The sequence below is a fragment of the Chloroflexota bacterium genome (assembly GCA_014360905.1).
Taxonomy (GTDB): Bacteria; Chloroflexota; Anaerolineae; order UBA2200; family UBA2200; genus JACIWX01.
The window spans coordinates 172,110-198,156 of sequence record JACIWW010000002.1 but is presented as its reverse complement, the minus strand read 5'-3'; the positions used below and the strand labels follow the sequence as shown (position 1 = coordinate 198,156).

Below are 26,047 nucleotides of genomic sequence, written 5' to 3'. Positions count from 1 at the left end.
CTGAAGGCTATCGCATTCTCTCATCCCAAACACCTAATGGCGCCCTATCACTCAGGTAGTAGGGCCAGATATAGTTTACTCCCGTTGATCAAATAGATCTTCCTCTGTTCTTCATCGACATAGAGACTTCTCAGAGCATCCATATAGCCCGGGTCTTGGGCACGGAATTGCTGCAAGAATTCGCCAGCTTTGCTGAATTGCACGATGCGTTGCTGCTCGGCGTCAGCGACGTAAACGTACCCTCCTTCATCCATGAACCCGGAAGCGAAGATGCAGGAGGGTCTTTTTAATGGTTCATCCAGGTTGCTCTGCGGGAAGGGAACGTTGGTGCCCTCCTGATATTTCGAGATCCTACCATCAGCGTGCAGTACATAGACATTGCCATCAATCGCCATATCTACGGCGCTACTTATATCGGATATGGCTTCAGTCTGGAAGTAGTCGCTAGGGGAACCGCCGTAGCCAGTATTGGTGAGTCCATACCGTAGCACGCGGTTAGCGCCAGGGTCAAGCAAATAAAGACGGCCGTAATAGCCTGCTGCAGCCACTGGCGTGACCCACGGGCTGGTATCAGCCAAGTCAAGGTAGCGCAATCCTAAGACCGGGTTGTATTCTAGGGTATGTCCTTTTTGATCCAGAATCACTAAGGTATTTGTCCCTCGTTGGCCCGCTGCTTCCACCCAAGCGATATCCAGCAGCTCATCTATCGTGATCGTGCCGTGCGCATCGCCTTTGCGCATTAGTACCGGATCCGTCGGGAGGACTTGCAGATCGTCGCCAGCCTCATTCAGCAGGTATTTGTAAACTCGATCTGTTCCCACATCAAGCACGTACACATCTATGCCCTGCACAATCACGGTGCTCAATTCGCACTTGGCACTTTCTGTATCCGGAAACTCTTTCAACAATCGCAGAGGCAAACGAACCACATGATTGATGCGATCCAACCACTCCGATATCTCTTTGCGTTGCTCCGGCAGTGCTGTATCCTCTGGTTTTAGTTGCATTGCCTCATCGAGCAGGGTCAGCGCTTCAGTCAGTTTGGTACGCCGCTCTGCATCTGTAGAGCTTGCCTGTGCGCTTGTTCTGGCCTCCTGCACGTTTTGCAGAAGCTGTTGGAAGTGTGCTTGGCGCGCACGATCATGCTGGAAGCGCGTAAAGGCAAGGAGCAGGACAATCGCTAAGGGTATTAGCAGGGCAATCCACAGCCATCTGCCGTTAACTTGTGCTGGAGCTTTTGCTCTATCTTTGCGTGCGTACTGTCGTTGCCGCTTGCTACGTTGTGCAGCTTCTGGTTCGGGCAATACCCGTGACAGCAGTAAGGCGAGGTTGTGTCCTAGACCAACCAAAAATCGCCAGATGGATTGGAGAGCCGCTTTGAGCGATATCATCTGCGGCAGTCCTTTCGCCTCTTCTAGTTCCTCCTCTTCTAATAATTCCTCAGCCGTTTCTCGCTCTGCTGCCGTCGGAATGAGCATCTCGCGTACGGTGGAAGAGATTCTGCTCCACATGCCTGCTCGCTTGGCAGTACCTGTAAGCTTCGGAGCAGCCTCTGCAGACATTGGACTAACCTCTAATATTTCAATAATCAGTGCGGATGCATCTCTTCCTCCAGCAAGTGCTTCCAAGTTTTCGCGTACACTGTAGGCATCCCGATGGGCAATGGCGCTGGTTATCTCAGCCTTGCTCACTAGTTTAGCCAGTGGAGTAGAGGCCAGGATGAGCACGTCTCCCTCTTGCACATGGAGGTGAAATAGATCTGGCTCGATGTCGCGGCGAAGTCCCAGTGGTGGATGCCTGCTGATGTCCACATCTTGTAGCCTCTCGCTAGTGAGCCAAGTGGATTCCTTGGGCAAGATTTGGAACATTCCTCTACCAATATGATAGAGCAAGGCAGGGCCCGATTGTCCGACGTAGGCATCACGGTCCTTTAGCACTACACAAGTTATGCCTGCAACGCCGCGTTGCTCGCGCGGAGCGTTGAGGTTCTCCTCGAATAGATAGACATTAGCTGCTTTGATTACGGTGCGAATACCAGCGGTAATGCTGCCAGAAGCGTGAAAGTATTCCTGAGCAATCTCGATAATCCGTTGCTGGACTTGGGCATGATCTGGGAAGTTACCGATCGTCTCTACCAATACATAGAGGTTGCCCCGTCCCTTGCGGTAGGGAATGATTGCCGAATATTCGCTGACGCTCAGGTTATAGGCTTTCTCCTGTCGAACCCCGTTCACGATACTGAATGAGTCTACAGATGTACGCAATCTTCCACTCATTTTGTATCCCCTTTCTTTGCATCGGGAATAAGAGCAGATGCCGGTAAAAGCACAAGATATGCGTTTTTCATCGCCTCGCTAGGTATCTCCTATCACCCGTTGTGCATATTCCAATAACTTCTCAACACGTTGTTTATCTACCTGGCGAGCTTGCAGATATTTTTGCAGCACTTCGAGTGGCGTCATCTGCTCTATGTTTTGATTCGGCCCCAGGCGTAAACGCGATTCGCGTCGGATATCCCTGACAATAGCAGCCACCTTGAACGCCTTATCCAATAGGCTATGGATCTCGTTATCATTCAGCAGATGATTTTTCTCTGCTGTAGTATGGATAATTAAACGGACGATCGCCTCCTGGAACTCGTGCCGGGCAATGGCTTCGCGAACCTGCACCATCGGATCGACGCCATCTGCTTGCACCTCAATGGTGACAAAGCGTCTGGTGCTAGTCAGTTTCACAAATTGGTAATGCGCTTGGCCCCTCTCGACTTGGGCTACGACAAAGCCCTTGTCCTCCTTTTCTTCTCCGAAATCAACACGATCAAGGCTGCCACTGTAGACAATGGGAGGATTGCGCGCAAGTTCTTGATGCCGGTGAATGTGGCCCAGAGCCACATAGTCAAAGGTTTGATTGGTCAGCAAATTGCGCGGTAGGACAATATCGTGGCCCAGCATGACGCTTCGCTCTGAACCGTATACAGCTCCCTGCACTGAACCATGCGCTGTCAGAATAGTGGGTACGTGGGGGTCGAGGGTTGCTACTGTTTCCAGCAGGTGTTTTTCGACGGCAGCAATAGTGAATTCCTCGAGCTCTGCCAGAGTGCAATTTTTATATTCGTCGCGGCTGAGCAGGTGGCTGCGCAGTATCCATGGCAAGGCGACAATCTGTAATGGCCCAGATCGAGTCTGAATAAGATGACTGGCAAGCTTGCGACCAACATAGACATTGGGTACTTCGAGGGTGGCAAAGATATCCAAGGTGTTTGCGCGTCCCATCGTGCTGGGTATGTCGTGATTGCCTGTTAGTAGAAACACCGGGATATTGGCTGCAGCCAGCCGATGTATGCGCCGAGCGAACTCACGCTGGTGCGTGGGGTTCGGGTCGCGGTTTTTGTAGGCATCGCCCGCAAATAATACCAAATCAACACGCTCTTGTAAGGCATATTCCACCAATTCATCAAAGGAGCGCAAAAAATCCAGAAGACGTGTGTGCAATCCGGTGGCAGCATCGAGCCGACCGTAGTTCTCTACCCCAAGGTGCAAATCAGCGAAATGAAGGACCTTGACCATGCTTCATTCCCATTCGATAGTGGAAGGTGGCTTGCTGGTGATGTCGTAAACGACGCGATTCACTCCGGGCACCTCGTTGACAATCCGGCTGGAAATACGAGCCAGCAAATCGGCGGGCAATCGTGCCCAGTCGGCAGTCATGCCATCTTCGCTCACCACGGCACGAATAGCAAGGACATGGGCATAGGTTCGGCCATCGCCCATTACGCCAACGCTCCGCACCGGCGTAAGAACAGCAAAGTACTGCCAAATGTCTTTGGACAGACCTGCCGATGAGATTTCCGAAGTGACAATTGCATCTGCCGCGCGCAATAATTCCAAGCGTTCCCTGGTAACCTCGCCGATGATGCGCACTGCCAATCCCGGGCCAGGAAAGGGCTGGCGATACACAATTTCATCTGGCAGGCCTAATTCTTTGCCGATACGGCGCACCTCGTCTTTGAATAGATAGCGGAGTGGTTCGACGAGCTTGAGTTCCATGTTTGCTGGCAAACCACCCACGTTGTGATGGGTCTTGATACGAGCGGCAGTACGTGTATCTGCGGCATTGCTTTCGATAACATCTGGGTACAGTGTGCCTTGCACAAGAAATTGCACATCTCTATATTTACGTGCTTCAGCTTCAAATACGCGGATAAACTCGTGACCGATGACGCGTCTCTTCTCTTCTGGGTCGCTTATCTCACTTAGAGCCTCTAGGAAACGCTCTGTCGCATCGACATAGACCACCTGCAATCCCAGATGACGGCGAAATAAATCTAAATTGTACTCTGCTTCTCCAAGACGGAGCAACCCGTGGTTCACAAAAATGCCCGTCAGACGCTCGCCAATCGCTCTTTGTGCCAGAGTAGCAGCAACGGTCGAATCAACGCCCCCCGATAGAGCACAAATCGCCTTGCCCGAACCAACTTGTGCACGAATCGCGGCGATAGCCTGGTTGATAAACGCAGCGGGCTGCCAAGTTCCGTGACAGCCACAGATGCGATAGAGGAAATTGCGCAGAATGTACGGCCCGTAGGCAGTGTGAGCAACCTCGGGGTGAAACTGCAGGCCATAGATGCGCTGTTGCTCATCCCCAAAGGCAGCAATCGGGACGCTAGCAGTGCTGGCCAGTGGTTGGCAACCTGGAGGCAGAGCCTGCACTTGGTCGCCGTGGCTCATCCATACGTGCAGCGTGGAAGGCAAACCACAAAAGAGGGGATTGTGTGAATCCAATACACTCAGCTCGGCGGGCCCGTATTCGCGATAGGTAGCTGGCACTACTCGGCCACCCAGCTCATGGGCCAACAGTTGCATGCCATAGCAGATGCCCAGGATAGGCTTTCCTTCTGCGAGCAGGTATGCCGGTAACCGTGGAGCAGAGGAATCGTAGACGCTGGCCGGCCCGCCGGACAGGATAAAGCCCATCGGCGCAAGGCTTCTGATTGCTGCTGGATCTTCGCTATAACGAAATATCTGACAGTAGACACCACATTCGCGCACACGTCTGGCAATCAATTGGCTGTACTGAGAGCCAAAATCCAGTATGGCGACGGTTTCATGCTGATGAGCCTGCTCCGAACCCGGCTGCAGCTCAGTAGGGTGTGCTGTCAACGTTCTTTCCTTTCGCTAGTCTCCGAAGAAAATAAGGCCATTGCTCATATCCGTGATGGTTACCAGCGACTCGATAGGCACATTGTATTGCGACTCGAGGTATGCTCGTCCGCCCTCGAACGTTTTTTCAATCACGGCACCAATGCCCACCAGGGTAGCTCCGCTTTGCTGCACGATACGAGCCAAGGCAGCGATCGTCTGCCCTGTGGCCAAGAAATCGTCAATAATCAGGACCCGGTCATTCCATTGCAGCACTTCCGGGGAGACGAGCAGTTCCACGGTATATCCTTTAGTGTGCGATGGGGCAGTTGCACGGTAAGCATTCTCAGGCATCGTAATGGGCTTGGTTTTGCGGGCATAAATGACTGGCACGCCAAGTGTCAAGGCTGTGGTCAAGGCAGGGGCGATGCCGGAGATCTCTGCCGTGAGCACCTTGCTTGCACCGACATGGGAGAAGCGGCGACCCAATTCATGTCCCACAGCCATCATCAAATGGGCATCTACTTGGTGGTTGATGAAGCTGTCCACTTTGAGAATGCCTCGTCCAAGGTTGCGTCCTTCGCGTACGATCCTCTCGCGCAATTCATGCATGGCAGTCTCTAGCCTCCTTATGGCAAGCTATTGAGTGGAATGCTTGTGGCGTTGTCCTACTCGTGCGTTTGTCAAATTATACAGATGCGTTAATCTTTAGGCAAACGTGGCGGGTGCAAACGCAGTAAGTTGTTGGCATTTTGACGCATTTGCATTAAAATATAAATAACTGCTGTTAGCAGATAACAATGGCTTCAAGGAGGAAGTGGAATGAAATTAGCACAGAGAATGTCTCGCCTAGGTACAGAAACCGCGTTTGAGGTGCTCGTCAGAGCCAAGGCTTTGGAGGCACAGGGCCGCGAGGTGATACATCTGGAGATTGGCGAACCTGACTTTGATACACCTTCTCATATCATCGAAGCGGCCTGTCGCGCTTTGCGCAGCGGCTACACGCACTATGTGCCATCTGCTGGAATTCCCGAATTGCGCGAGGCAATCGCTGAAGATGTCAGCAAATCGCGGGGCATTCCGGTGAATCCCAATCAGGTCGTCGTTACTCCCGGTGGTAAACCCATCATGTTCTTTGTCATCCTGGCTCTGGCCGAGTCAGGTGATGAGGTGATTTACCCCAACCCAGGCTTCCCGATTTACGAGTCCATGATCAATTTCGTAGGAGCCAAACCAGTGCCTCTGCGCCTTCTGGAAGAGCGCGAATTCAATTTCGATGTGGAGGAGTTACGCAGCAAGATTACCCCACGCACCAAACTGATCATCATCAACTCGCCCCATAACCCTTGTGGCAGCATGTTGTCCGGGGAGGATCTGGCTGCGATAGCGGAGATCACATCCAAATACGATGTCATGATTCTTTCGGACGAGATCTATAGCCGCATTGTGTACGATGGCGAATTCGTCAGCATCACGAGCTTACCCGGTATGGCTGAGCGCACCATTATCCTGGATGGCTTCTCCAAGACATATGCCATGACCGGTTGGCGGATGGGCTACGGTGTCATGCCCGAGGCATTGGCTGGTCAAGTTGCCAAGCTGATGACTAACTCGAATTCATGCACTGCAGCCTTTACCCAGGTTGCCGGCGTAGAGGCACTCAAAGGGCCACAAGATGAATCGTACAAGATGGTGGCGGCATTCAAAGAGCGCCGTGATTTTATTGTGAAGGGTCTGAATGCTATTCCCGGCATTCGTTGCCTGCTACCCAAGGGCGCCTTCTACGTATTCCCCAACGTCAAGGAACTCGTTAAAAAGGGGAAATTTGCTAATACCAAAGCACTGGCAGATGCATTGCTGCAGGAAGCGGGTGTTGCCACGCTCTCTGGCACTGCCTTTGGAGAGTATGGCGAGGGATATTTGCGCCTATCCTACGCCAATTCGATTCAAAACCTCGAGAAGGCATTGCAGCGCATTGGTGAATTCGCTGCCAAATATCAATAGGCGCTCCAGAATCTCCTCTATTACACAGGAGCCCCTTTCTGGCCAGAAAGGGGCTCCTGCATTTCTGTCGTTTACCCTCCGCACTTACTCGTCAGTCAACCACAGCGCCCTTGAATGCAATGGGGAGATAAAGTCGGTGCGGCGTCGCAGTGGGAGTGCTCGTCGGGGTGCTCGTCTGCGTAGCCGTTGGAGTAGGGCTAGGTGTTACTGTCGGCGTAGCCGTGCTCGTCGCCGTAGGTGTGACCGTGGGGGTTTCCGTGGGTGTACTGGTGCATGTTGGGGTTGCAGTGGGCGTGTTGGTTGGTGTTTCCGTTGGCGTTGCAGTTGGTGTAAACATTGGTGTGTTGGTAGGGGTATTGGTAGGCGTATTGCTCGGTGTAGGCGTAGTTGGGGGATTCCACTCCACCCAAAGCCAGGGATGTCGGTCGCGATTCACAAAGCGCGCAGAGTAGAACACTGCTAGACCTGTGTGCACAGCACCAGGTTTGCCAAGCAAGGCCAAGCCGTGATTCTCGCCGTTGACCCACTGCTGCACAATGCTCGTAACTGGAATCTCGACCCACTTGTCCATACCAGTCAACTCAGCAACTTCATTAGGGTCATGGCTTTGGCAGCGGTCTTCTTCACCACGGCAACCAGGGAGTGCCCAAGGCACGGCGTATGAAGCTCGGTTCCAGGTAGCTTCTTGGGGAACCCAATCCTTTTTGACACAATAGGCAGCCAACTCACATGGTTCGCGGTAATGCTCAGGGCTCAGATCGGGTGGCACATACAGGTAAAGGTATGCTACTACGACCGCGGAGCCTGGCGGGATAGCGGAGACATCGAATTTGAGCAAAGGCACATGGTCTCCGTCCACGCGGAACATCAGCCAAGTTGTGTTGAATTGATTTTTGTCCGCTTCCCAACGATTAATCCAGGTATCTCCACTTACTTCAAAGCGGCGGCGACCGAGAGCCGTGGCTTCTATTGGGCTGGCACTAGGTAGCATCCACAGCAACATGATCGTCGTAATCAAGAGCAGCGTAACTATCAGCGTAGGTGCCTTCGGCAACAATTTGCGCATGTTCTTCCCCCTTTATGCAATATAAATACAACCGCTAGGTCTTCTCGTATTTCTCTTTCTTCAATACTCCAATATAGGGCAGGCTACGGTAGATTTCGGCAAAATCCAGCCCATAACCAATGACAAATTTGTTGGGGATTTCAAAGCCAACATAATCCAAGGGGATTTCAATCTCGCGGCGGGATGGTTTGGTGAGTAGGGTACAGATGCGCAAACTTTTTGGCCGCCTGGTTTTGAGGTTCTCGGTGATGTAATGCAATGTGCGCCCAGTATCAATAATGTCTTCTACGATAAGCACATTTCGCCCCTCAATGTTGGTATCCAAGTCCTTCAGGATGCGCACTACACCACTTGATTCTGTACCTGCTCCATAGCTGGAAATAGCCATGAAATCAATTGCATGGGGAATAGTGATCTCACGCATCAAGTCGGCGAGAAAGGTAATGGCTCCTTTGAGCACACAGACCAATAACAAGTCCTGACCCTCGTAATCTCTTGAAATTTGTTGGCCCAACTCCCTGGTACGAGCCTTGATTTGTTCTTCTGTGATCAAGATTTCTGCTACATCGTCATCTAGATTCGACATTATTTCTCTCCTAATCGGGCGATACCCATCACACTTTCTACAGCATTCGACACACGAATCCCTTCAGATACTCTCCCTCAGGGAAACTCAGCAGAATAGGATGATCTGTTGCCTGTGACAGCTTCTCCAGCACTTGAACGTCGCGCTGTGCATCCACGCTAGCGCCAAAGACGACTTTCTGAAAGAGCGCTGGTGTAACTAGCCCAGAACAGGACATGGTGAACAAAATACCATCTGAGCGCAACAATTGCATTGCCAACAGGTTGATGTCCTTGTAACCACGGCAAGCAGACTGCACCTGTGCTTGAGAATAGGCAAATTTTGGTGGATCCAGAATGATCAGGTCGAACTGACGACCCTCGGCGCGGAATTGGCGCAGCACAGCAAAAACATCCCCTGCAATGTATTCGTTATTGCGATCAACCAACTCGTTTCGTTGCATATTACGACGTGCCAGCTCAAGAGCATCACCCGAGGAGTCCACACTCACGATGCGTTCTGCGCCTGCCTTGGCAGCGTAAACACCAAAACTGCCAGTGTAAGCAAATGCATTCAGTACAATGCGTCCACAAGAGTAATCCATTAGCCGTAGGCGGTTGTCCCTCTGGTCGAGATAAAAGCCCGTTTTCTGTCCATGCCGGATATCTACCAGGAAACAAAGGCCATTCTCCTGGATCTCCAAGAGAGGTGGCGGTTCTCTACCCCATAATAGGCCTACACTAGGGGATAAATGCTCTTTCTCCCGTACATCCACGTCGCTGCGTTCATAGATTCCTTCTGGCTGCAAGAGCTCGGCCAGGATGCTCACGATCTCGGCCTTACGCTGTTCGATGCCCAGGGTCAGTGATTGAATCACCAGAAAATCTGCATAGCGATCTACGATGAGTCCGGGCAAGAGATCAGACTCGGCATGGATCAGGCGGCAAGCGTTTGTGACAGGGCTATTCAGCAATGCTGGGCGGCGTTTGACAGCCTGTTGGATACGTCGCTCCCAGAACGCCCTGTCAATGGCCTCATCCTCCAGCCAAGAAAGCAAACGCACTGTGATCTGTGAGTGCTGATTGAGATAGCCCCTAGCAAGAAAATGGCCTTTGGAATCCGCCACCGCCACTACATCCCCATCTTTGGGATTTCCCTCAATATAGGCAATCGCACCAGAAAAAATCCACGGATGGTGGTTGAGAACTGCCCTCTCTCTTCCTTCTCTCAAAAAGATGGTAGCCACCGCCTCTATCCTCCCACAGGGCATGCTTTGGATGAGGCGTTATGTGCGCACATGTCAGGCACTTCATCTGAGATTGCACCTGCGCGCAGATATCCTTGTTTCCTGAACTCCAGAGCCAAGACGCGAGTAGTTGCTTCAGTTACTTTGGCTCGCTCATCAATACGCCAGCCAGCCACCCATAAAACCTGGTGAGGTGAGACAAGGAGCGGGATGCTGTCTCGCCAGGCACGGGGAACTTTGGCGTTGATCATGAAATTGTGCACAGTAGTTGGTTTATCGCCCAGACCCTGAGGCCAGAAGCGGTCACCCGTGCGACGCGGCCGCAGGTATAGCTCGTCGCCTGTTACGTCATAGTCCAGGTAAGCTTGCCAAGGCTGAGCTTGGTGCAGGGTCTTCGCCCTCAGCTCACAGCGCCCGATGATATCCGCAACCAGGTACCAGTCGGAGTCTGGCAGAGGGGTCTGCCCAGGGATATGGAGGGGCACCTTGACCCCATGCAGCAGAGGTATATCAGGCAAAGGCTCGGCGTACGTTGCATCAGCCACGATGAAAGTATCATACCTCAAACGCGCTTCCAGGCCAGAAGGCAAGGTAGCAGCCATGCCTGTGCAGCCAGTTTGCAGCACGGATATCGCCTGATCAATGTGTACCCAGTTGATGTTGCGCAGCGATTTGCGCAGGCGGTGGATAGCTTCGCGCAGCACCGAGCGTTGCAGGCTAAGCGGCAGCAAGCGCCATTTCTCGAGGTCGAAGGTGATGGCTTGTTCGTTCTCTGCTAGCGTTACCTCGGTCCAAGCCTTGAGTGCCTGTTGTCGTAGATACGCATAATCGGCGGAGATAATGTCTGCTGATCGCAGAATCACCTCGCGAATGCGTGGGTTAAAGGTCTCCAGAAAGGGCAGCAACTCGTGTCGTAATCTATTGCGATAGTACGTGGTATCGAAGTTCGAACGGTCGAAGCGCGGTCGGAGGCCATGGGCAGCGCAGTATGCCTCGATCTCCGCGCGTGGAACCTCGAGCAAGGGCCGAATGAGCAATAGATCGCCCTCCTTTTCGCCGGCTGGTACCCTTTCACCTTTTAGACGTAATTCGTCCAGTCTGGATACCGGTTGCATTCCTCTGAGCCCGGCCAGGCCAGAACCACGCAGCCAGTGCATGCACACTGTTTCCACCTGGTCATCCGCATTGTGTCCTACGGCGATCTTGCATGCACCAATCTGTCGAGCGACGCTAGCGAGGAAAGCATACCGTACTTGGCGCGCTGCCTCCTCGATAGCGAGTTTCCTTTCTTTGGCCAGCGCTGCTACATCTCGTTTTTCAACAGTGACCGGCAGACCCCATTCTGTAGCCAACTGAGCCACAAATGCAGCGTCAGCATCTGCCTCTGCTCCGCGCAGACAGTGATTTAGGTGCGCCACGTGCAAAGAGAGGGCATATTCATCGCGCAGGCGGAAAAGCAGATGCAGCAGACAGAGCGAATCTGGCCCGCCAGAGACCCCCACGACTACCACGTCTCCTCTGGTGAGCAAATGATAACGCTTGATTGTGCTCCTGACGTGCTCTAAAACCTCCATATCCGTCACGCCGCCTGTTTATCCGAGATAAAGCCAAGCCTACGACGTAGAGCCCACAGAGACTTGGATTTGCTCGTCCATCCAACGCAGGTAATCCTCAGCTCCAACAAGAATAGGCACAGCGATGATCTCGGGGAGTTCGTAACTATGCAACTGCTTGACACGCTTAGCCAACTTCTCCACGACCTCTGCGGCCGTCTTGACCACAAGCAGTGCCTCCTGATCTACCTGGATCTTCCCCTGCCAACGATAAACCGATTGGACAGGCAAAACGATGTTGACACAGGCCGCCAATCGCTCTTCTACTAGAGCGTGTGCAATTCTCTGTGCCTCTTCGCTTGAGCCAGCGGTGATGAAGACAACCAGGTGCCTTGCCATGTACACCTCCTACAGGTGCTATTGTATCGCAAGGCAGAGCAAATGAAAAAACAGCCTTTTGTCAGAGACCAGCATCCGTGCCGTCATACCGCACTGACTCCGCTCGACGGCGAAATTCATCCATGTACACAATGGTTCCGTTGACACGAGCTTCTTCAGCGGCAAAGGCCATTAGGTGGCTTTCTAGTGATTCGCGAGCGGTAGTCAGAGCATAGGAGGGATCTCGTACAGCGCGGACAAAGGCAGCCATTAGTTTTTCGTCGGCGCCAGCGTGACCGGTGCCAGAAAGCGGGCCAACTGGGGGCCGGATGATTTCCACCCGGCCTGTCAGGTGATCGTGAATCTGTATTTCGTGCTTGGTAGGATAGTAATAGCCAAATAATGTAGCGCGAGTGCCATCGTAGCGCATTGTTCGGCCTTCTTTGTGGGAATGGCCATGCATCACTAATACCACAGATGTTCCATTCTCGAGCTCCATATTGACAATTTGGTGGTCAACTACATCGTTGTCACAGCGATAGATGCATCGGCCATACGGCCCCGTCTCGAGTGCTCGCTGTCGAGCCTGTGGAGTGGGGTCCTCGGAGATGACGGAAAGAGGCCAGCCCCGGTAGTCGAGCGCCGTTGCCAGACCGGGTATCAGTTGTTTGGCTTTCTTGGCCAGCAGAGGATACTTCAGCACGAAAGTTGCAGCAAGTCTTTCCCATAGTACAGGCGAATCACGGGCAATCTGCAGCAATGGAACGATATCCAGATAGAAGCGAGGGGCATACCAAGGGCATTCATTGGCAACCGGGCAGCCATCGGTGCAGCGCTCCAGCGCGCCTGGAGGTGCATTCTCCGGTCGGTAGTGGATGAGAGAACCAAAGGAACTCAAGCGTTTGCAAGGTCCAAGGTTCCAGAATAGGATGTCCAAATCATGGCAGCATTTGGCTAGGATCATAGGGCTTTCAATGCGGCTGTTGCGCCAATTGCCACGCACATAGGAATGAGCCATGTGCCAATAGCTCACATTCTCGCGGTGTTCAACGGTGATGATACGCCCAAGGCGTCCAGAGGTGACTAAATCATGGAGGATGGAGAAAAAAGGTGTGTAGCGCAGTTCGTGGCAGATTTGCAGCAATCTCCCTGTGCGCTCGGCGGTTTGCACCAGCCGCACACAATCCATGAGCGTGGTTGCCATAGGCTTCTCCAGGAGGACATCGTAGCCAGTCTCCAAGGCGGCAAGGGTAGGCTTGACGTGCTGCCTGTCCAACGTGCAGATAAGTGCTCCATCGGCAATCTTCCCCAACGCAAACAGTTCTTCCCAGGTGCGGAACTGCCGCTCAGGAGGGATAGCGTGAGCGCTAGCGAAGCGAGCTCGGCGAACGTCGTGCGGTTCGGCGACAGCGACGAAACGGATCTCATCCGGGTGGGCTAAGGCGTACGCGCCATACGCTTCGTGGCCTCTTTGACCTGCACCCACCAGGACAGCAGTAATCAGTGGTTGTGGCATAGTAATCTCCTTTTCAGAGCCCATTTCCTTTCATCAGCGTCCCAAGTTTAGTTTGGCAACGTGTGCAGAATGCAGCTCCCTTTCTGTCTGTATCGAGCAGGCTATTGGAAAAATGCATTACACATCTTGGATTGGGACAGTGATCCAGACCGTAAGTATGCCCTAGTTCGTGCACTGCTTCTTTCAGCGCCCGCTGCTGGAACAGCGCTTCATCCTCTGGCAAACCATAGAAAGACTGCCGCAGGCGTGGTAGGGCAATGAAAGCATCGCGACCATGAATCCTGGCTTGCCCAAAGATGAAGTTGAGCCCTGAGCTGTAGCAATCTGCATCAACAAGGCCCAAGGCGCGTTTAGCATGTGGAATGTCTAACCGGCTCAGCACAGTTAAAACACGATGACCCTCGTACTGGCCACGTCGTTGGTCATAGGCGGCAGAGGGAATAGGGATGGTAGGGGCAATCCCACACGAGATGCCAAAGATGGGAATCAGCGCACTGGCCAGAAAATCAAGCAAATCCACAGGGACCGGGCCAAGTGGTACCAGGATGATAGTGGGTTTCTCTATCATGGTTTCTATAACATCCGATGGATTAGTTCGCACACTAGGCAGAATGCCCTAAATACTCTTTTGTAGTGGGGAGCGCCTCTTTATCACCTCATGGGAAAATCTTGTTGGGGTTCAGAATCTGGTTGGGATCGAAAGCTGCCCTAATACGGCGTTGAACCTCGATCTGCGCTTCATCCAAGGCCAAGGGCAAGTATCTGCGCCGTGTGGCACCAATGCCATGCTCGCCAGTAATTGTCCCTCCCAGCGACAGGGCGAGGCGGTAGATGGCTTCAGCAACCAATGGCACCATCTTCTCCCACTGCTCAAGGGGAATGTCATCCTTTAGCACATTGAGATGTACGTTGCCATCACCAGCGTGACCAAAACTGATAATGCGCACGCCATGCTCCCTGGCGATTTCCTTCACCCCTTTCATCAGGCGCGGTATCTCCGAGCGGGGCACAACCACATCCTCCATGTGATTGATGGGGCTTTCGTGCTTAAGAGCTTCGATGATCTTGCGCCTTGCTTCCCAGAGACGGTCGCGGGTAGGTCGGTCCCTAGCCACCAGGACATCTCGTGCACCATGCTCCAGGCATAGTTCACCCACTATCTCCATATCTGCATCCACCTGTTCGCGGTGATTGCCATCCAATTGGATGAGCAGATGGGCTTCTGCGTCATCGTACGGCATCTCTTTCTGCAGCAAACGTTCCACAGCCAAGATACTGTCTCGTTCCATAAACTCAATAGTAGCGGGCACAATGCGGTGAGCGATAATCGCGGAGACAGTATCGGCTGCTGCTTGGAAATCATCGTAAGGCACAAGCAGGTCAATTTGTTCTTTAGGGAGGGGTAGCAGACGCAGAATGATCTTGGTTACCACGGCCAAGGTGCCTTCCGAGCCGATGAGCAGTTGCACCAGGTTGTAGCCCGTTACATTTTTGACCAGTTTTCCGCCACAGGTAATGATATCACCTGATGGCAGCACCGCCTCCAGGCCGCATACATAGTGCATCGTCGTCCCATACTTCACCGCCCTAGGGCCGCCTGCCCCCTCGGCGATGTTGCCACCGATGGAGCAGGAATCAAGGCTGGCTGGGTCAGGCGGGTAGAACAACCCTTCTGCTTCGACAGCACGGTGGATGTCGCCCGTGATCACCCCTGGTTCGACGGTGACCATCAGGTTCTCTTTGTCAATTTCCAGAATGCGGTTCATTTTCTCCAGCGAGAGGACAATTCCACCGCACACGGGTACAGCCCCGCCACTTAACCCCCAACCCGCGCCTCGTGGAGTTACGGGTATCCTTCTCCGTTGAGCCAGTTTGAAGATCTGTGCAATCTGTTGGGCAGTAGTCACTTTGACCACGACCTCGGGGTCAGCCCTTAGACCAACCACCTCATCGTGCGTGTAGGGTTCCAAATCCTCGCGCTTCACTAGCACATTGCCTTCACCTACAATCTGGCGCAATTCGGCAACTACCTGCGCATCTACTTTGTTGTACATTTTCTCTCCGTTCCATTACGTTCAGGCTGGGAGAATATCGGCGGCGATTAGAATAGCTTTCAGCGTGGCCTGCTGCACTTCATCCAAAGGCCCCAGCGGCGAACGCGGTGGCCCGCCGTAGTAACCTAGCCAGTCGAGTGCCAATTTCAATCCTGGGACGCCAAAGCGACTGGTCACCGCTGCATTGGGGGGAATCAATTTCAATTGTAGTTGCTGTGCCTCGCGGTGTCGCCCTTGCTGAGCATACTCATATAGAGCACAGCATGCCTCTGGAGCAATGTTTGCTAAGGCGGCAACCCCACCCACTGCACCTAGAACCAGCGCCGCATAAAGAAAGCTGGCCGATCCCGCCAGGACCCGAAAATGTGGCGGGGCAGTTCGGATGATATCCCCTAATTTGGCAATGTTGCCACTGCTATCTTTAATTCCTACGATATTCGGATGCTGGGCTAGTTCCGTTACGACCTCTGCTGACAGGTCAATCCCCGTGTTTCCGGGCATGTTGTAGAGGATAATAGGCAATGGCGAGCGATCAGCTAACTGCAGAAAGTGTCGGCGCATTGCGGATGCATCCATTCTGGCTTTGAAGTAACTGGGGGTAATGACCATCGCCGCATCCGCTCCAATGGCAGCGGCCTGCTCCGTCAGTTGTAAGGTATGAATAGTTGACTCGCAACCAGTACCGGCAATGAATAGCTTGCCTTTGGGGATAGTTTGGCGGGCCGTGCGCAGCACGGCTAATTTTTCTGCGTCGCTTAAGAACGCAAATTCGCCATTTGTGCCTAACACTGCGAAACCTGCCAGGCAGGTCTTATTCCATTTGGCGAGATTCTCTGCCAGTTTGTTGTGGGCAATTGCTCCCTGGGCGTCGAAGGGTGTGGGGATGGGAGCATAAATCCCTGTCAAAGGAAATTTGGCCATGACCAATCTCTCTTCCTCGAGGCTGTCACAAAACACATTACGTACTGGTTGTCATCCCGTACACTTTTTCGACAGCGGCTATTGCCTCTCCCGGACGGACGGGATAACCTTCTCTGCGCAACACAGTCTCCAGCGCGCTTAGGAACACCATGACTGTTTTCCGGGTAGAGTTGTAACCCATCAGCCCAATGCGCCAGATTTGTCCCTTGATCTTGCCCAGGCCTCCTCCAATCTCAATCCCATACTCCTGCAGCAAGCGCCCGCGCACTTTCAGGTCCTGGATGCCATCGGGTACACGCACAGCATTCAGCGAAGGCAGCCAATGCCCCTCTTGGGCAAATGGCTGCAGTCCCATGGCCTGCAATCCTGACATCAAGGCGCGATGGTTCAGCGCATGTCGCTGCCAGCGTGCTTCCAGACCCTCTTCGTAAATCAGGCGCAGGGCTTCCCTCAGTGCATAGCACATGCTGATTGGTGCAGTGTGATGATAGAACCTCTCCTGTCCCCAATAACGCCGGATCATGGTCATATCGAGGTACCAGCTTTGCACTTTGTTCTTGCGTGCGTCTAGGACTTGCTCCGCTCGCGGCGAGAAGGTGATGGGGGCCAGTCCTGGTGGGCAACTCAGGCACTTCTGGGTTCCACTATAGACGACGTCCAACTCCCATTCATCCACTTTGACCGGGCAACCTCCCAGAGAAGTAACGGTATCAACCAGGAACAGAGCGCCATACTCATGCGCTAGACGACCGATGTCTTCCAGAGGCTGCAGGATGCCTGTTGAGGTCTCGGCATGTACGATAGCGACAACTTTGACCTTGCCTCTCTTCACAGCACTCTCCACTTGCTCTGGTTCGATGATGTGGCCCCATTCTGCCTCAACTCGGATCAATTCTGCGCCACAGCGTTCCACAATATCGCACATTCGTTCGCCAAACACGCCACTGACACATACTACCACCTTATCCCCAGGCTCGATCACGTTACACAAAGCGGCTTCCATGCCGGCACTGCCCGTGCCGGACACAGGGAGCGTGAGGTAGTTATTCGTCTGGAAAGTGTATTGTAGCAACTGTTTCGTCTCGTCCATGATTTTGAGAAAGTCCGGATCGAGGTGGCCCAGCAATGGTGTGGACATCGCCCGCAGCACGCGGGGGTCTACATTGCTTGGTCCCGGGCCAAGCAATAAACGCTCGGGTGGATTGAGATCGTGGTAAGTAACGGACATGGCAGTTTCCTCCTTTGTCTGAAGTGAGGGGGCAGAAATATCTCGGCTGCTCTAAAGTGCACACCGCATTCTACCCGCTACGATTATATCACGTTTTACCTAAGCGGCGGAGAAGTATACGCCCTGGCCTATACTCTAGCCAGGGCTTCTCGATACCGCCTTGCCCTTGGTGAAAAATGATGCGACAAGCAAGTGACAGTGCCTAATCTGCCAGCTTGTCAAGTATCTAAGAACTGCTTCGTTTAACCCGTACTTAGAGGGTGTTTAAAAAGCCTCAGGTGTCATCCTGAGCGAAGGACTTCATGATACGAGAAGTGGGAAGTTTCACTTCCCTTCGGCTTCGCTCGGGACAAGGTTCAGCACGACGGTTGGTGTTCTTTTCAACACCCTCCACTTACATACGCAGGTATGAATGTGCGTAGATGACCTTGTTGTACAAGATTTGCACCGTTTTCCAGATAGCTACCTGTTCTGGATCGCTCATGTCCACATCCGTAGGTTCTAGCTCTTCCATTGCCGCCGTCTTGTCGTAAAGCGTCACGAGCAAATCACCTAGGCCTGTGCTTGTATCGCGCTGCTCGACAATGCGCATGTATCGGTTCAGTTCTTCATCCAGCGGATCAGCAATCGCTGCATCCAAGCCGGCAGCCATCAACATCACCAGGAAGGTGCGGTTGATCAGGCTGCGATTTTCGGTGGGAACGCTGTTGGAAATATTGGATAAGCCAACTACGGTCATGGGCGGTGGATCAGCGAGCTGCTTGAAGAAGCGCACGGCATTCAGTGTATGTGGTGCATGCTCCTGTGTCCCGTTCACTGTGAGTACCAGTGGATCGAGGTACAGATTGGACATGGGGATACCCAGCTCCATAGCTTTGGGAATCAGCACCTCCATCGCCAGCTCTACGCGTGCTTCAGCGGTCGTAGGAATGCCCGATTTCCCCATGGTCAGGGCGACGATTTTGGCGTTGTACTTGGCAGCCAGCGGCATGATGTTCTCTAACCGCTCTGGATCGGCGGAGGTGGAATTGATCATCGCCTGACGTTTGACCCTTTTCAGACCTGCCTCGATAGCCGCTGCATTCGTGGTATCCAGCGAAAGTGGCACATCCGTAACCTCTTGCACGGCATCCACAATCCATTCCATTACTTCTACACCGCGCTTTCGCTGTGGCCCAATGTTCAAATCCAGCATATCCGCTCCGTGTTTGACCTGGCGTAGGGCTAGATCCTGGATGAACTTGCTGTCCTGCGTTTCAAAGGCGGCCCTGACCTTGGGTGAGATAATGTGAATATTCTCGCCGATAATGAGCATGTTATCCTCCTTTTGTCATATGTCATATTTACATGCTTGGAATCCAATATCTCTTAGCTTTTCATACTCGTGGAAAACGCCGTTGCACTCAATTCACACTGCTCAGCGAATGCCGGCCTTGGCAGCGATCTCCGCCACAGCCGTGTATATGGGTGACTCTTCGCTAATCTCAATCAATGGCTTGCCAATCAAATCGAACTCTGCGATCGTCCTATCTTGGGGCAACGTGCCAATGAGGTTTAAGCCAAGCCGTGCAATTTCTTGTTTCATGAGCGCTGGGATGTCCCCATTAACCCGATTGATCACCAGGTATGTTTCATGAACCCGCGTGCCTAGCTCCTTAATGAGACCCACGATGTGCCCAGCAGCAGTGATTCCACGCATGGTCATGTCGGTGACCACGAAAAGCTTGTCCACGTCGCGGGTAGTCTGGCGGCTGATATGCTCCATTCCTGCTTCGTTATCTATAACCACAAAGTCATATTGATTTCCAAGACGATCAATGACGCTGCGCAAGATGCTATTCGCTGCACAGTAGCACCCAGGCCCTTCTGGGCGGCCCATAGCGATCAAATCAATCTTGTCTCCTTCGGCCAGGGCTTCGTTGATGCGGTACTCGAAAAAGTCTGCTTTTGGGATGGAAGAATCGTAACGGCCCGTGCTGACCTGCGCCAGTGTGTCCTCACGGATGCCGCCAATAGTACCCGGAAGCTCCATGCCCAGCACTAGGTTCAGATTAGTGCTGGGATCCCCGTCGATCGCCAGGATGTAACCCAGATTTTGACTGCGTATGTATTTAATCAGCAGCGCCGCAAAGGTGGTTTTGCCAGTGCCACCCTTGCCGGCTACCGCAATGGTCATGGTCATCGTCGTTCTGCACTCCTCATATATTCAAAGTAACAGGGTATGGACATTTTGTTCCATAGATAATACCACAGTTTGCGACAGCTTACAGAACTATGCTTTCCTTTGCTCCTTCAACAAGCGCATTACTGAAGGGAAAGCAGTGGTGTCCGTGTGCGGCAGGAACAGCGCCGAAGTGAATTGTTCCATGAATCGGTTGTCGGTGCTGAGCTCTAAATAAGTCATCTTCCTGGCAATCTCGACCACTTCGCGCCGCATATCTCGACAGAGCAGGGCAGTAAAAGCCCCCAAGACAGAGGTGTTGCCCAGGTACTTGAAACGCTCCCAAGGCATGTCCGGCAGCAAGCCGATTTGAATCGCTTTCTCGACGTCAATATACTTGCCAAAGGCTCCACCGATTAGCACTTGCTCCACATCCGCCAGGTCGATGCCCACGCTAGTGGTCAGTACGGAGAACCCAGCGTAAATAGCTCCCTTGGCACGGATGAGGTTGGAGATGTCTACCTCGGTCAGGACAATGTCCTCCTTTTGATCCTGTGTCTCTTTAGCCCAGGCCACCACGTATTCTGGCCCATGGTCCCCAATGCGTACACGGGGCGTGTTGAGATAGCGGTTGATGCGGCCGGACTTGTCTATCACGCCAGTGAGGAACATCTCTGCAAGCAACGAGATCATGGCAGAACCGCATATGCCACGCGGCGGCACGTCACCGATGACACGGTATGTCGGCTCGTATGTTTGTGCATTGATCCATACTTCTTCGATAGCGCCCACTGTAGCACGCATGCCAGAATGCACACCAGCGCCTTCAAAGGCAGGCCCTGCTGAGCAAGCACAAGAGATAAGCCAGTCTACATTACCCAATACGATCTCGCCATTTGTGCCCACATCAATGAAAAGGGTCAGTTTGTATGTTTTGAACATGCCAGAACTAAGCACGCCAGCAACGATATCCCCACCTACATAGGCTCCCACACCGGGCAGACAATCTACCGGAGCTTCTGGGCAGATGTGGAGTCCTAGCTCAGAAGCCCGCACTGGCGGCGGATGACTGATGGTGGGGATATACGGTTCAAGGCGGATAAACGATGGATCAAGCGCCAGGAATAGATGGATCATGGTGGTATTGCCGGCTACAGTCATGGCATAGATTTCGTTTAGGTCAACCCGGTTGCGTTCAGCTAGTTCGTGCAATAACTCATTGATCGTCTGGACTACAAGCCTTTGCAGATGTTCCAATCCGCCCTCTTTCCTGGCATAGAGAATGCGTGATATGACGTCCTCGCCACAGGATATCTGCGCATTATAGGCTGCTGCACTGTCAATGAACTTCCCGCTGACAAGATCTACCAGGTACACTACATTGCTGGTCGTGCCAATGTCCACAGCGACTGCCAATGTACGCCCTGTATGGTCACCAGGGCGCAGGTCTATCAAGCGTGGGGGTGCATCTTCATCCATCCAATTGCCCATTTCGAACACAGCAGTTACCTGCCAGCCCACGCCCTCCTTTTCCGATTCTCGCAGCGTTCTCGCCAGCTTTCGCAGCACTGGTAGGCTCGCCGTGATGTTCCTGATGTTGTGTTGCTTCGCCAGTTCGCGTTGCAGCCGTTCGAAATCGGTCGTGTTGTCCGACAGACTGGGGGGCTCTATGGTGAAGAAAAACTTTTGGATAATGGGATTGCTTTGCCAATCGCACTTTACGGGCAAAGTTGGGATTTCAGCAGCGGCTTTTTCGCTAGGCAATCGGCGCAGAATGGCTTCCTGAGGTGGGATAAAGACCTGCAGATCACTGTGAATTGTGGTCTGACAAGCCAAGGTATAACCCTGCTCTAGTTCGATGGCCGACAAACGGCTCGTGCTGCGCCGTTTGATTTTTCCCCTTTCCACGACGACCTTGCAGCGGCCGCAGCGCCCTTGCCCACCGCAAGGCAGGTTGAAGCGAAGGCCTGTCTGAGCAATGGCATCGCTTAGCAGCACGCCATCGGGTACTTCTACCGTCTTCCCATCCGGCCTAAAAACAATTTTATAACATTTTGTATCCTGTGCACTGCCACTCGGGAGTGTCACCAAGTTCTCCATTGCCATTCCGGCTGACACATCAAGCTAACAATACACGACGTAGCTGATGGATGATCATGGTCCAAAGACGATTTAGAAAGTCGAATTTCGTAGTAACAAGCCAGGCAGAAAACGTACCTACCAACAGCCCACCCAGGATGTCACTGGGATAGTGGACGCCCCCGCATACCCTAGCCAATGCCAACAAACAGGCTAAGACATACAAAACAATCCCTACTTTGCGGTTGAACCGCCAGATGGATGCCGCAAAGCAGAAACCAACAGTAGCCGCATTGCTAGGAAAAGAGGAGTCAGATGGATGGTAGAACAACAGGGTTACGGAATGGTAGGCGAAAGGACGCGGCCGGTAGAAAATTAGGTTACATGCTTTAACGATGAGATTGGCAAGCAGAACAGCAGCGATGGCCGTGAGCACGGCACGCTGATTCCGCTCACGGGCTTCAAGCGTGCTCCCACTGAACCACAGAGTGAACAGCAAAAGGACCATTGCCGTCGTGAGTGCGTAGTCATTCATAAGCATCTGAATCGCTGTATCGAGGATGGGCGAACGTCCTGCCAGTCCATTGGCCAATTTGAACAAAGCCCAGTCAATAGACATTCGTCTACAGATGCTCCTTAAACCACTGTATCACAGTTCGCGTCGCCATCGGGTTTTCTACCAAATCAAAGTGGCCTATGCCTTCTAGTACTTCCACGTACATAGAGGTTACTTGTTGCGCCTCCCAGCTCTCCACTGGCGCTCTGCTCACCACCCGGTCTTCTGTTCCATACAGCAGCAAAAGAGGTCGCGGAGCGATCTTGGTTACATACGCGATGGCATCTAGTTCAGCGCGCAAAATAGCCTGTTCCCGATCTCGTACCCAGCGCATTGCCTGTGGGTAGGTCATCTCGCGCAACAGGTCCAGACTAGGAGGCACGGCTACAAGCACGGGAGCCAAAGCTGCTAGGGCTTTGATGTGCTTGTCCATGCTCGCAGCGCGTATGATGAGATCCCCGCCCAGGTCATGGCCCAGTGCCCCAAGGCGCTGCGGATCTATCTCCGGCTGCTTGCTGAGTTCAGATATGGCTGCCGGCACGATACTCAGCACCTCTGGATAGGTGCATACTTCTTCGTCCGGGCAAATCACAAGAGCAGCCAGACCTTCCTGGGCCATGCGGCGTGCCAGCAGGATCAGAGAGCTTTTCTTGCTACGCAATCCTGGCACAAGGGCTACAGCGGGCACGGGTGTAGTCAGATTAGGTGGAAGGTAAAGGCGCCCTGTCCCACGTCCAACAGCTAGCGTCTTGCCCATGTCATCGCTGGATGGTGTAGAGCGACCGCGGCGTAGCTGCTGTGAAAGTGATGCTAGTATGAGCGTAAAAGCCAAAGCACACACTGCGCTCATACCAAAGAGAAGGGCTAACTCACTGCCGGCTGGCCCTGGAGTGAGAATGGCCCGCCACTGTCCACCGAAAAAGACCAGCACCCCGCAGGCAATCAGCAGCGTCGCTAGTGCATATCCCTTCGTATGGTTCTCTGCGTAATCGAGGAGAGCCAATCCGCTCAGGCGATATCGCGCGGCAACAAACTGCAAGACGCCCAGGGCGGATAGAAAGGAGAAAAGCACATAACCCAGGGCCAATCCCACGGACACAAAATACAGCACTCGAAACCAACCTCTCGCTTGTATTAAGTCGTGGGTTACAGGTTCTAGATTTATCTTCACTCGCTACCCGCAACCCACGACGCGTTTAGCTCCAGGTCTTTAAATAAGCTGGTATATCTATGGCTTCGCGCGGCCCCACACGGACTTCCCAGCCTGGCAACTCCTCCTCTAGTTCACCAGAAATGGCGGCCACGAGGCCAGGGATCACGATTTTCTTGTGGTTAATCTTGCTGGGAACATTGAACTGCTGCACTGACTTGGCGATTTTCTCGGCATCAAACTTGCCCGCTGCCCAACCAGTCAGCACCGACATGCCCTCTGAGTCCACAATGAGCAGCCATGTGGGCTTGCCGCTTCCCTCCACTTCGCCAGCTACACTGAAGTAGGTAAGCGAGAAATTCGTTGTGACCAATAGCGGTGAATCGGGAGTAGGATTGGATATCTCGTATAAACCAGGGCTCACCTGGATTGGTTTTTGCGGGTCGGTGTAGATATTTTGACGCAGAGTACACAATGGGTAAATGGTGGCTGGATCGAAGTGATCGAGGACAATCACACCAGCATATTTTGCGATGTGTTGAGCAGCCTGGATTGCTTCTTCCTCTTCCGATTGTGCCCCTTCGCCTGGGAAAGTGATGATCGGATAACCGAGGGGACGGAAATTGCTCTTCAGAGCGAGGCGGCGTAACTGGGTTAAAGCTACCAGCGTGCCGTGTGGGTCGCGAACACCTGGATCTAGGATGATGTTTTCTACGCCTGCGTTCTTAACCTTCTCTGCAATTTCTGCCAGCATCCCCAGATCGCCATTGCTACGGACAGCAATGGGTGCTTTGTGCTTCGCTGCCAATTCGGCCATTGCCTGCCAATTCTCTGCAGTGGCAGCATAAACGAGGGGCGCAGAGCCATCGGTCTGTTGCAATGCTGCAGCCATGGAACCGGGATCTGAGGCAATCAGAATAAGTGGTCGCGCCAGCTTGGCCTGGGCAGCAGCTACGTATTTAGCAAAGTTGGCTGCCTCCCCAGAGGTGTTTTCAATCGCCACACCGGTTATCCACAACGGAATGCCCACACGCTCGACACCCCAGTCTCGGATGCGCTCGAGCATCGCTTCAAACTCTGGCAAGGGCATGGTATCTTTCAAGCGTATGAACAATCCGGGTGGATGGTAGAAAGTTTTGTCATGGCGGAACAGGACAGTTTCGTTGCCGACCTCCAGTTTCTTGTCCCCTGTGCCAATAGTCACTAGGCGAATTGGAGGAGCTGCCGCAGCCGCGAGCTTGGCTTTTGCTTCTTCGGAAACGTAAGGGCAGGCAGATAGCTCAGCCTGCTTGGCCGCTAACTTCATCGCAAAAGCCAAGCAAGTAGGTTGACCGCATTCCTTGCAATTGGTTTTCGGTAACAGTTTGTAGATATCAAGGCCGCTCAGTCCCATATTTTTAGCTCCTTAGATTTAGATAAATGATGAGTCATGGTTGCTCAGAAGCAATCGCATGGAGAGCAAAATTGCTTTACCGCGCCATCAGGTTCGAGATGGTCTGTTTGACTAGATGGATGCTTTCTGGATGGCGTAGCACGACAATATCCGCCCCAGCCTGGATCAGCGTACTGGCGGTAAGAACTTCCCAGTTTCTGCTGCGTCGTTCCCAATTGCCCCACGCTGCGGGCACGCCTTCGTTCACCTTGCTCTCCTTTGCGCGCCAGGCTTCTTCACCCACTGTACAGATCATGGGCTGCTGGGTCATGCTATCGCCTGTCAATGCCGCCAGGCGGAGGCGTTCCATGACCGAGTACGTATATTCAAGGCCGTAGCCCAGTGCGCCTGTGGTTGGGTCCATCAAAATTCGGTCAAGATCCAGACGCATGTCGCTGATGAGGATATTCAATTGTTTGGCCAAGTTCACGTCAATAGGCGTTTTGGCTACCACGACATGGCCATTGGCTAGGGCTGCAGCGACGATGGTGCGATAATTTTTATCCTCGCAGTTGCCCAAGGCAATGCGCTCACCTTTGGCAGCTTCTGCAACTGCTACCAGCACCTCATTGTCCTTCTCGGCCTGTCCCGGGCCATAGACAATCAGGGGTAACCCTGTGGCTGCCAGCACTGCTTTCACCGTGGCTACAGCATGGGCTGCATCTGTGTTATCGCCCTCGGGGTGGGCACTTTGCAACTTAAGCGCAATGATGTCAGCGCCGTATTCTTCTGCTTTTTTAGCCCAGGCAGCGGGGTCATTCAGCACGTCCCCCCATGCCGCCTTTAGGACAGCAGACCAATCACTAGGGTAACGATCTTGCACCTCTACTGCAATGGCAGGTGGATTAGGGATATCGCCTTCGAAAGTAAGGAAAGGCAGGGTACTCTCGCCTCCCACTGTAACGGTTCTCTGTCGCGTGCCTCCTTCAGCAGCAGTCGCGCCTAATTTTACTTCCCTCACTTTACCCGTCCACTTTTCTTTTGGGGTTTCTACTGCGAT

22 protein-coding genes are annotated in these 26,047 nt (G+C 53.1%); 1 reads left to right on the top strand and 21 read right to left on the bottom strand.

Going from position 1 to position 26,047, the window contains the following annotated elements; all coding sequences use genetic code 11:
- Positions 1-47: 47 nt before the first annotated feature.
- From H5T67_01900 to xpt, 4 genes are all read right to left on the bottom strand, one after another.
- Positions 48-2,276, bottom strand: a complete 2,229-nt coding sequence (locus H5T67_01900; protein ID MBC7244073.1) for a hypothetical protein — start codon at positions 2,274-2,276, stop codon at positions 48-50.
- A gap of 78 nt (positions 2,277-2,354) precedes the next feature.
- A complete protein-coding gene (gene sbcD / locus H5T67_01895) occupies positions 2,355-3,566 on the bottom strand; it encodes an exonuclease subunit SbcD (protein ID MBC7244072.1) in 1,212 nt (403 codons plus the stop codon).
- A gap of 3 nt (positions 3,567-3,569) precedes the next feature.
- Positions 3,570-5,138, bottom strand: coding sequence for a glutamine-hydrolyzing GMP synthase (gene guaA, locus H5T67_01890; protein MBC7244071.1), 1,569 nt, complete (start codon positions 5,136-5,138; stop codon positions 3,570-3,572).
- A gap of 36 nt (positions 5,139-5,174) precedes the next feature.
- Positions 5,175-5,750, bottom strand: coding sequence for a xanthine phosphoribosyltransferase (gene xpt, locus H5T67_01885; GenBank protein ID MBC7244070.1), 576 nt, complete (start codon positions 5,748-5,750; stop codon positions 5,175-5,177).
- A 210-nt stretch (positions 5,751-5,960) separates the two neighbouring features.
- Between xpt and H5T67_01880 the strand changes: the two genes are divergently transcribed.
- Positions 5,961-7,142: a pyridoxal phosphate-dependent aminotransferase gene (locus H5T67_01880; GenBank protein ID MBC7244069.1), complete on the top strand. Its 1,182-nt coding sequence runs from the start codon at positions 5,961-5,963 to the stop codon at positions 7,140-7,142.
- Between the two features lie 91 nt (positions 7,143-7,233).
- Here the strand turns inward: H5T67_01880 and H5T67_01875 are convergent, their stop codons facing one another.
- The 17 genes from H5T67_01875 to H5T67_01795 all read right to left on the bottom strand — a co-directional run bounded on the left by H5T67_01875 (position 7,234) and on the right by H5T67_01795 (position 26,047).
- Entirely contained in the window at positions 7,234-8,208 is a 975-nt protein-coding gene (locus H5T67_01875) for a DNRLRE domain-containing protein (protein MBC7244068.1), read from the bottom strand.
- Positions 8,209-8,242: 34 nt separating this feature from the next.
- A complete protein-coding gene (gene hpt, locus H5T67_01870) occupies positions 8,243-8,794 on the bottom strand; it encodes a hypoxanthine phosphoribosyltransferase (GenBank protein MBC7244067.1) in 552 nt (183 codons plus the stop codon).
- Between the two features lie 37 nt (positions 8,795-8,831).
- Entirely contained in the window at positions 8,832-10,019 is a 1,188-nt protein-coding gene (locus tag H5T67_01865; protein MBC7244066.1) for a class I SAM-dependent methyltransferase, read from the bottom strand.
- 5 nt (positions 10,020-10,024) lie between these two features.
- A complete protein-coding gene (tilS, locus tag H5T67_01860; GenBank protein MBC7244065.1) occupies positions 10,025-11,593 on the bottom strand; it encodes a tRNA lysidine(34) synthetase TilS in 1,569 nt (522 codons plus the stop codon).
- A gap of 39 nt (positions 11,594-11,632) precedes the next feature.
- The gene (locus H5T67_01855; protein ID MBC7244064.1) at positions 11,633-11,971 is read right to left on the bottom strand and encodes a divalent-cation tolerance protein CutA; all 339 of its coding nucleotides are present in this window, start codon (positions 11,969-11,971) and stop codon (positions 11,633-11,635) included.
- A 61-nt stretch (positions 11,972-12,032) separates the two neighbouring features.
- Positions 12,033-13,466, bottom strand: coding sequence for a Gfo/Idh/MocA family oxidoreductase (locus tag H5T67_01850; protein ID MBC7244063.1), 1,434 nt, complete (start codon positions 13,464-13,466; stop codon positions 12,033-12,035).
- 13 nt (positions 13,467-13,479) lie between these two features.
- A complete protein-coding gene (locus H5T67_01845) occupies positions 13,480-14,034 on the bottom strand; it encodes an archaemetzincin family Zn-dependent metalloprotease (protein MBC7244062.1) in 555 nt (184 codons plus the stop codon).
- Positions 14,035-14,122: 88 nt separating this feature from the next.
- The gene (locus H5T67_01840) at positions 14,123-15,520 is read right to left on the bottom strand and encodes an FAD-binding protein (protein MBC7244061.1); all 1,398 of its coding nucleotides are present in this window, start codon (positions 15,518-15,520) and stop codon (positions 14,123-14,125) included.
- 21 nt (positions 15,521-15,541) lie between these two features.
- The gene (locus H5T67_01835) at positions 15,542-16,441 is read right to left on the bottom strand and encodes a dihydrodipicolinate synthase family protein (protein MBC7244060.1); all 900 of its coding nucleotides are present in this window, start codon (positions 16,439-16,441) and stop codon (positions 15,542-15,544) included.
- Positions 16,442-16,478: 37 nt separating this feature from the next.
- Positions 16,479-17,669 (bottom strand): alanine--glyoxylate aminotransferase family protein, encoded by a 1,191-nt coding sequence (locus H5T67_01830; protein MBC7244059.1) that lies wholly within the window; start codon positions 17,667-17,669, stop codon positions 16,479-16,481.
- Positions 17,670-18,063: 394 nt separating this feature from the next.
- Positions 18,064-18,984: a dihydropteroate synthase gene (locus H5T67_01825; protein ID MBC7244058.1), complete on the bottom strand. Its 921-nt coding sequence runs from the start codon at positions 18,982-18,984 to the stop codon at positions 18,064-18,066.
- 102 nt (positions 18,985-19,086) lie between these two features.
- Positions 19,087-19,851: an AAA family ATPase gene (locus H5T67_01820; protein ID MBC7244057.1), complete on the bottom strand. Its 765-nt coding sequence runs from the start codon at positions 19,849-19,851 to the stop codon at positions 19,087-19,089.
- 90 nt (positions 19,852-19,941) lie between these two features.
- A complete protein-coding gene (locus H5T67_01815) occupies positions 19,942-21,918 on the bottom strand; it encodes a DUF4445 domain-containing protein (protein ID MBC7244056.1) in 1,977 nt (658 codons plus the stop codon).
- A gap of 31 nt (positions 21,919-21,949) precedes the next feature.
- Positions 21,950-22,528: a phosphatase PAP2 family protein gene (locus tag H5T67_01810; protein ID MBC7244055.1), complete on the bottom strand. Its 579-nt coding sequence runs from the start codon at positions 22,526-22,528 to the stop codon at positions 21,950-21,952.
- A 4-nt stretch (positions 22,529-22,532) separates the two neighbouring features.
- Positions 22,533-23,576, bottom strand: a complete 1,044-nt coding sequence (locus tag H5T67_01805; GenBank protein ID MBC7244054.1) for an acetylxylan esterase — start codon at positions 23,574-23,576, stop codon at positions 22,533-22,535.
- A gap of 85 nt (positions 23,577-23,661) precedes the next feature.
- Positions 23,662-25,008 (bottom strand): acetyl-CoA decarbonylase/synthase complex subunit gamma, encoded by a 1,347-nt coding sequence (locus tag H5T67_01800; protein ID MBC7244053.1) that lies wholly within the window; start codon positions 25,006-25,008, stop codon positions 23,662-23,664.
- Positions 25,009-25,084: 76 nt separating this feature from the next.
- A complete protein-coding gene (locus H5T67_01795) occupies positions 25,085-26,047 on the bottom strand; it encodes an acetyl-CoA decarbonylase/synthase complex subunit delta (GenBank protein MBC7244052.1) in 963 nt (320 codons plus the stop codon).

Coding starts and splice junctions, on each gene's coding strand:
- H5T67_01900 (MBC7244073.1), bottom strand. CDS start 2,276: ATGAGTGGAAGATTGCGTACATCTGTAGACTCATTCAGTATCGTGAAC.
- sbcD (MBC7244072.1), bottom strand. CDS start 3,566: ATGGTCAAGGTCCTTCATTTCGCTGATTTGCACCTTGGGGTAGAGAAC.
- xpt (MBC7244070.1), bottom strand. CDS start 5,750: ATGCATGAATTGCGCGAGAGGATCGTACGCGAAGGACGCAACCTTGGA.
- H5T67_01880 (MBC7244069.1), top strand. CDS start 5,961: ATGAAATTAGCACAGAGAATGTCTCGCCTAGGTACAGAAACCGCGTTT.
- H5T67_01875 (MBC7244068.1), bottom strand. CDS start 8,208: ATGCGCAAATTGTTGCCGAAGGCACCTACGCTGATAGTTACGCTGCTC.
- hpt (MBC7244067.1), bottom strand. CDS start 8,794: ATGTCGAATCTAGATGACGATGTAGCAGAAATCTTGATCACAGAAGAA.
- tilS (MBC7244065.1), bottom strand. CDS start 11,593: ATGGAGGTTTTAGAGCACGTCAGGAGCACAATCAAGCGTTATCATTTG.
- H5T67_01855 (MBC7244064.1), bottom strand. CDS start 11,971: ATGGCAAGGCACCTGGTTGTCTTCATCACCGCTGGCTCAAGCGAAGAG.
- H5T67_01850 (MBC7244063.1), bottom strand. CDS start 13,466: ATGCCACAACCACTGATTACTGCTGTCCTGGTGGGTGCAGGTCAAAGA.
- H5T67_01845 (MBC7244062.1), bottom strand. CDS start 14,034: ATGATAGAGAAACCCACTATCATCCTGGTACCACTTGGCCCGGTCCCT.
- H5T67_01840 (MBC7244061.1), bottom strand. CDS start 15,520: ATGTACAACAAAGTAGATGCGCAGGTAGTTGCCGAATTGCGCCAGATT.
- H5T67_01835 (MBC7244060.1), bottom strand. CDS start 16,441: ATGGCCAAATTTCCTTTGACAGGGATTTATGCTCCCATCCCCACACCC.
- H5T67_01830 (MBC7244059.1), bottom strand. CDS start 17,669: ATGTCCGTTACTTACCACGATCTCAATCCACCCGAGCGTTTATTGCTT.
- H5T67_01825 (MBC7244058.1), bottom strand. CDS start 18,984: ATGCTCATTATCGGCGAGAATATTCACATTATCTCACCCAAGGTCAGG.
- H5T67_01820 (MBC7244057.1), bottom strand. CDS start 19,851: ATGACCATGACCATTGCGGTAGCCGGCAAGGGTGGCACTGGCAAAACC.
- H5T67_01810 (MBC7244055.1), bottom strand. CDS start 22,528: ATGTCTATTGACTGGGCTTTGTTCAAATTGGCCAATGGACTGGCAGGA.
- H5T67_01800 (MBC7244053.1), bottom strand. CDS start 25,008: ATGGGACTGAGCGGCCTTGATATCTACAAACTGTTACCGAAAACCAAT.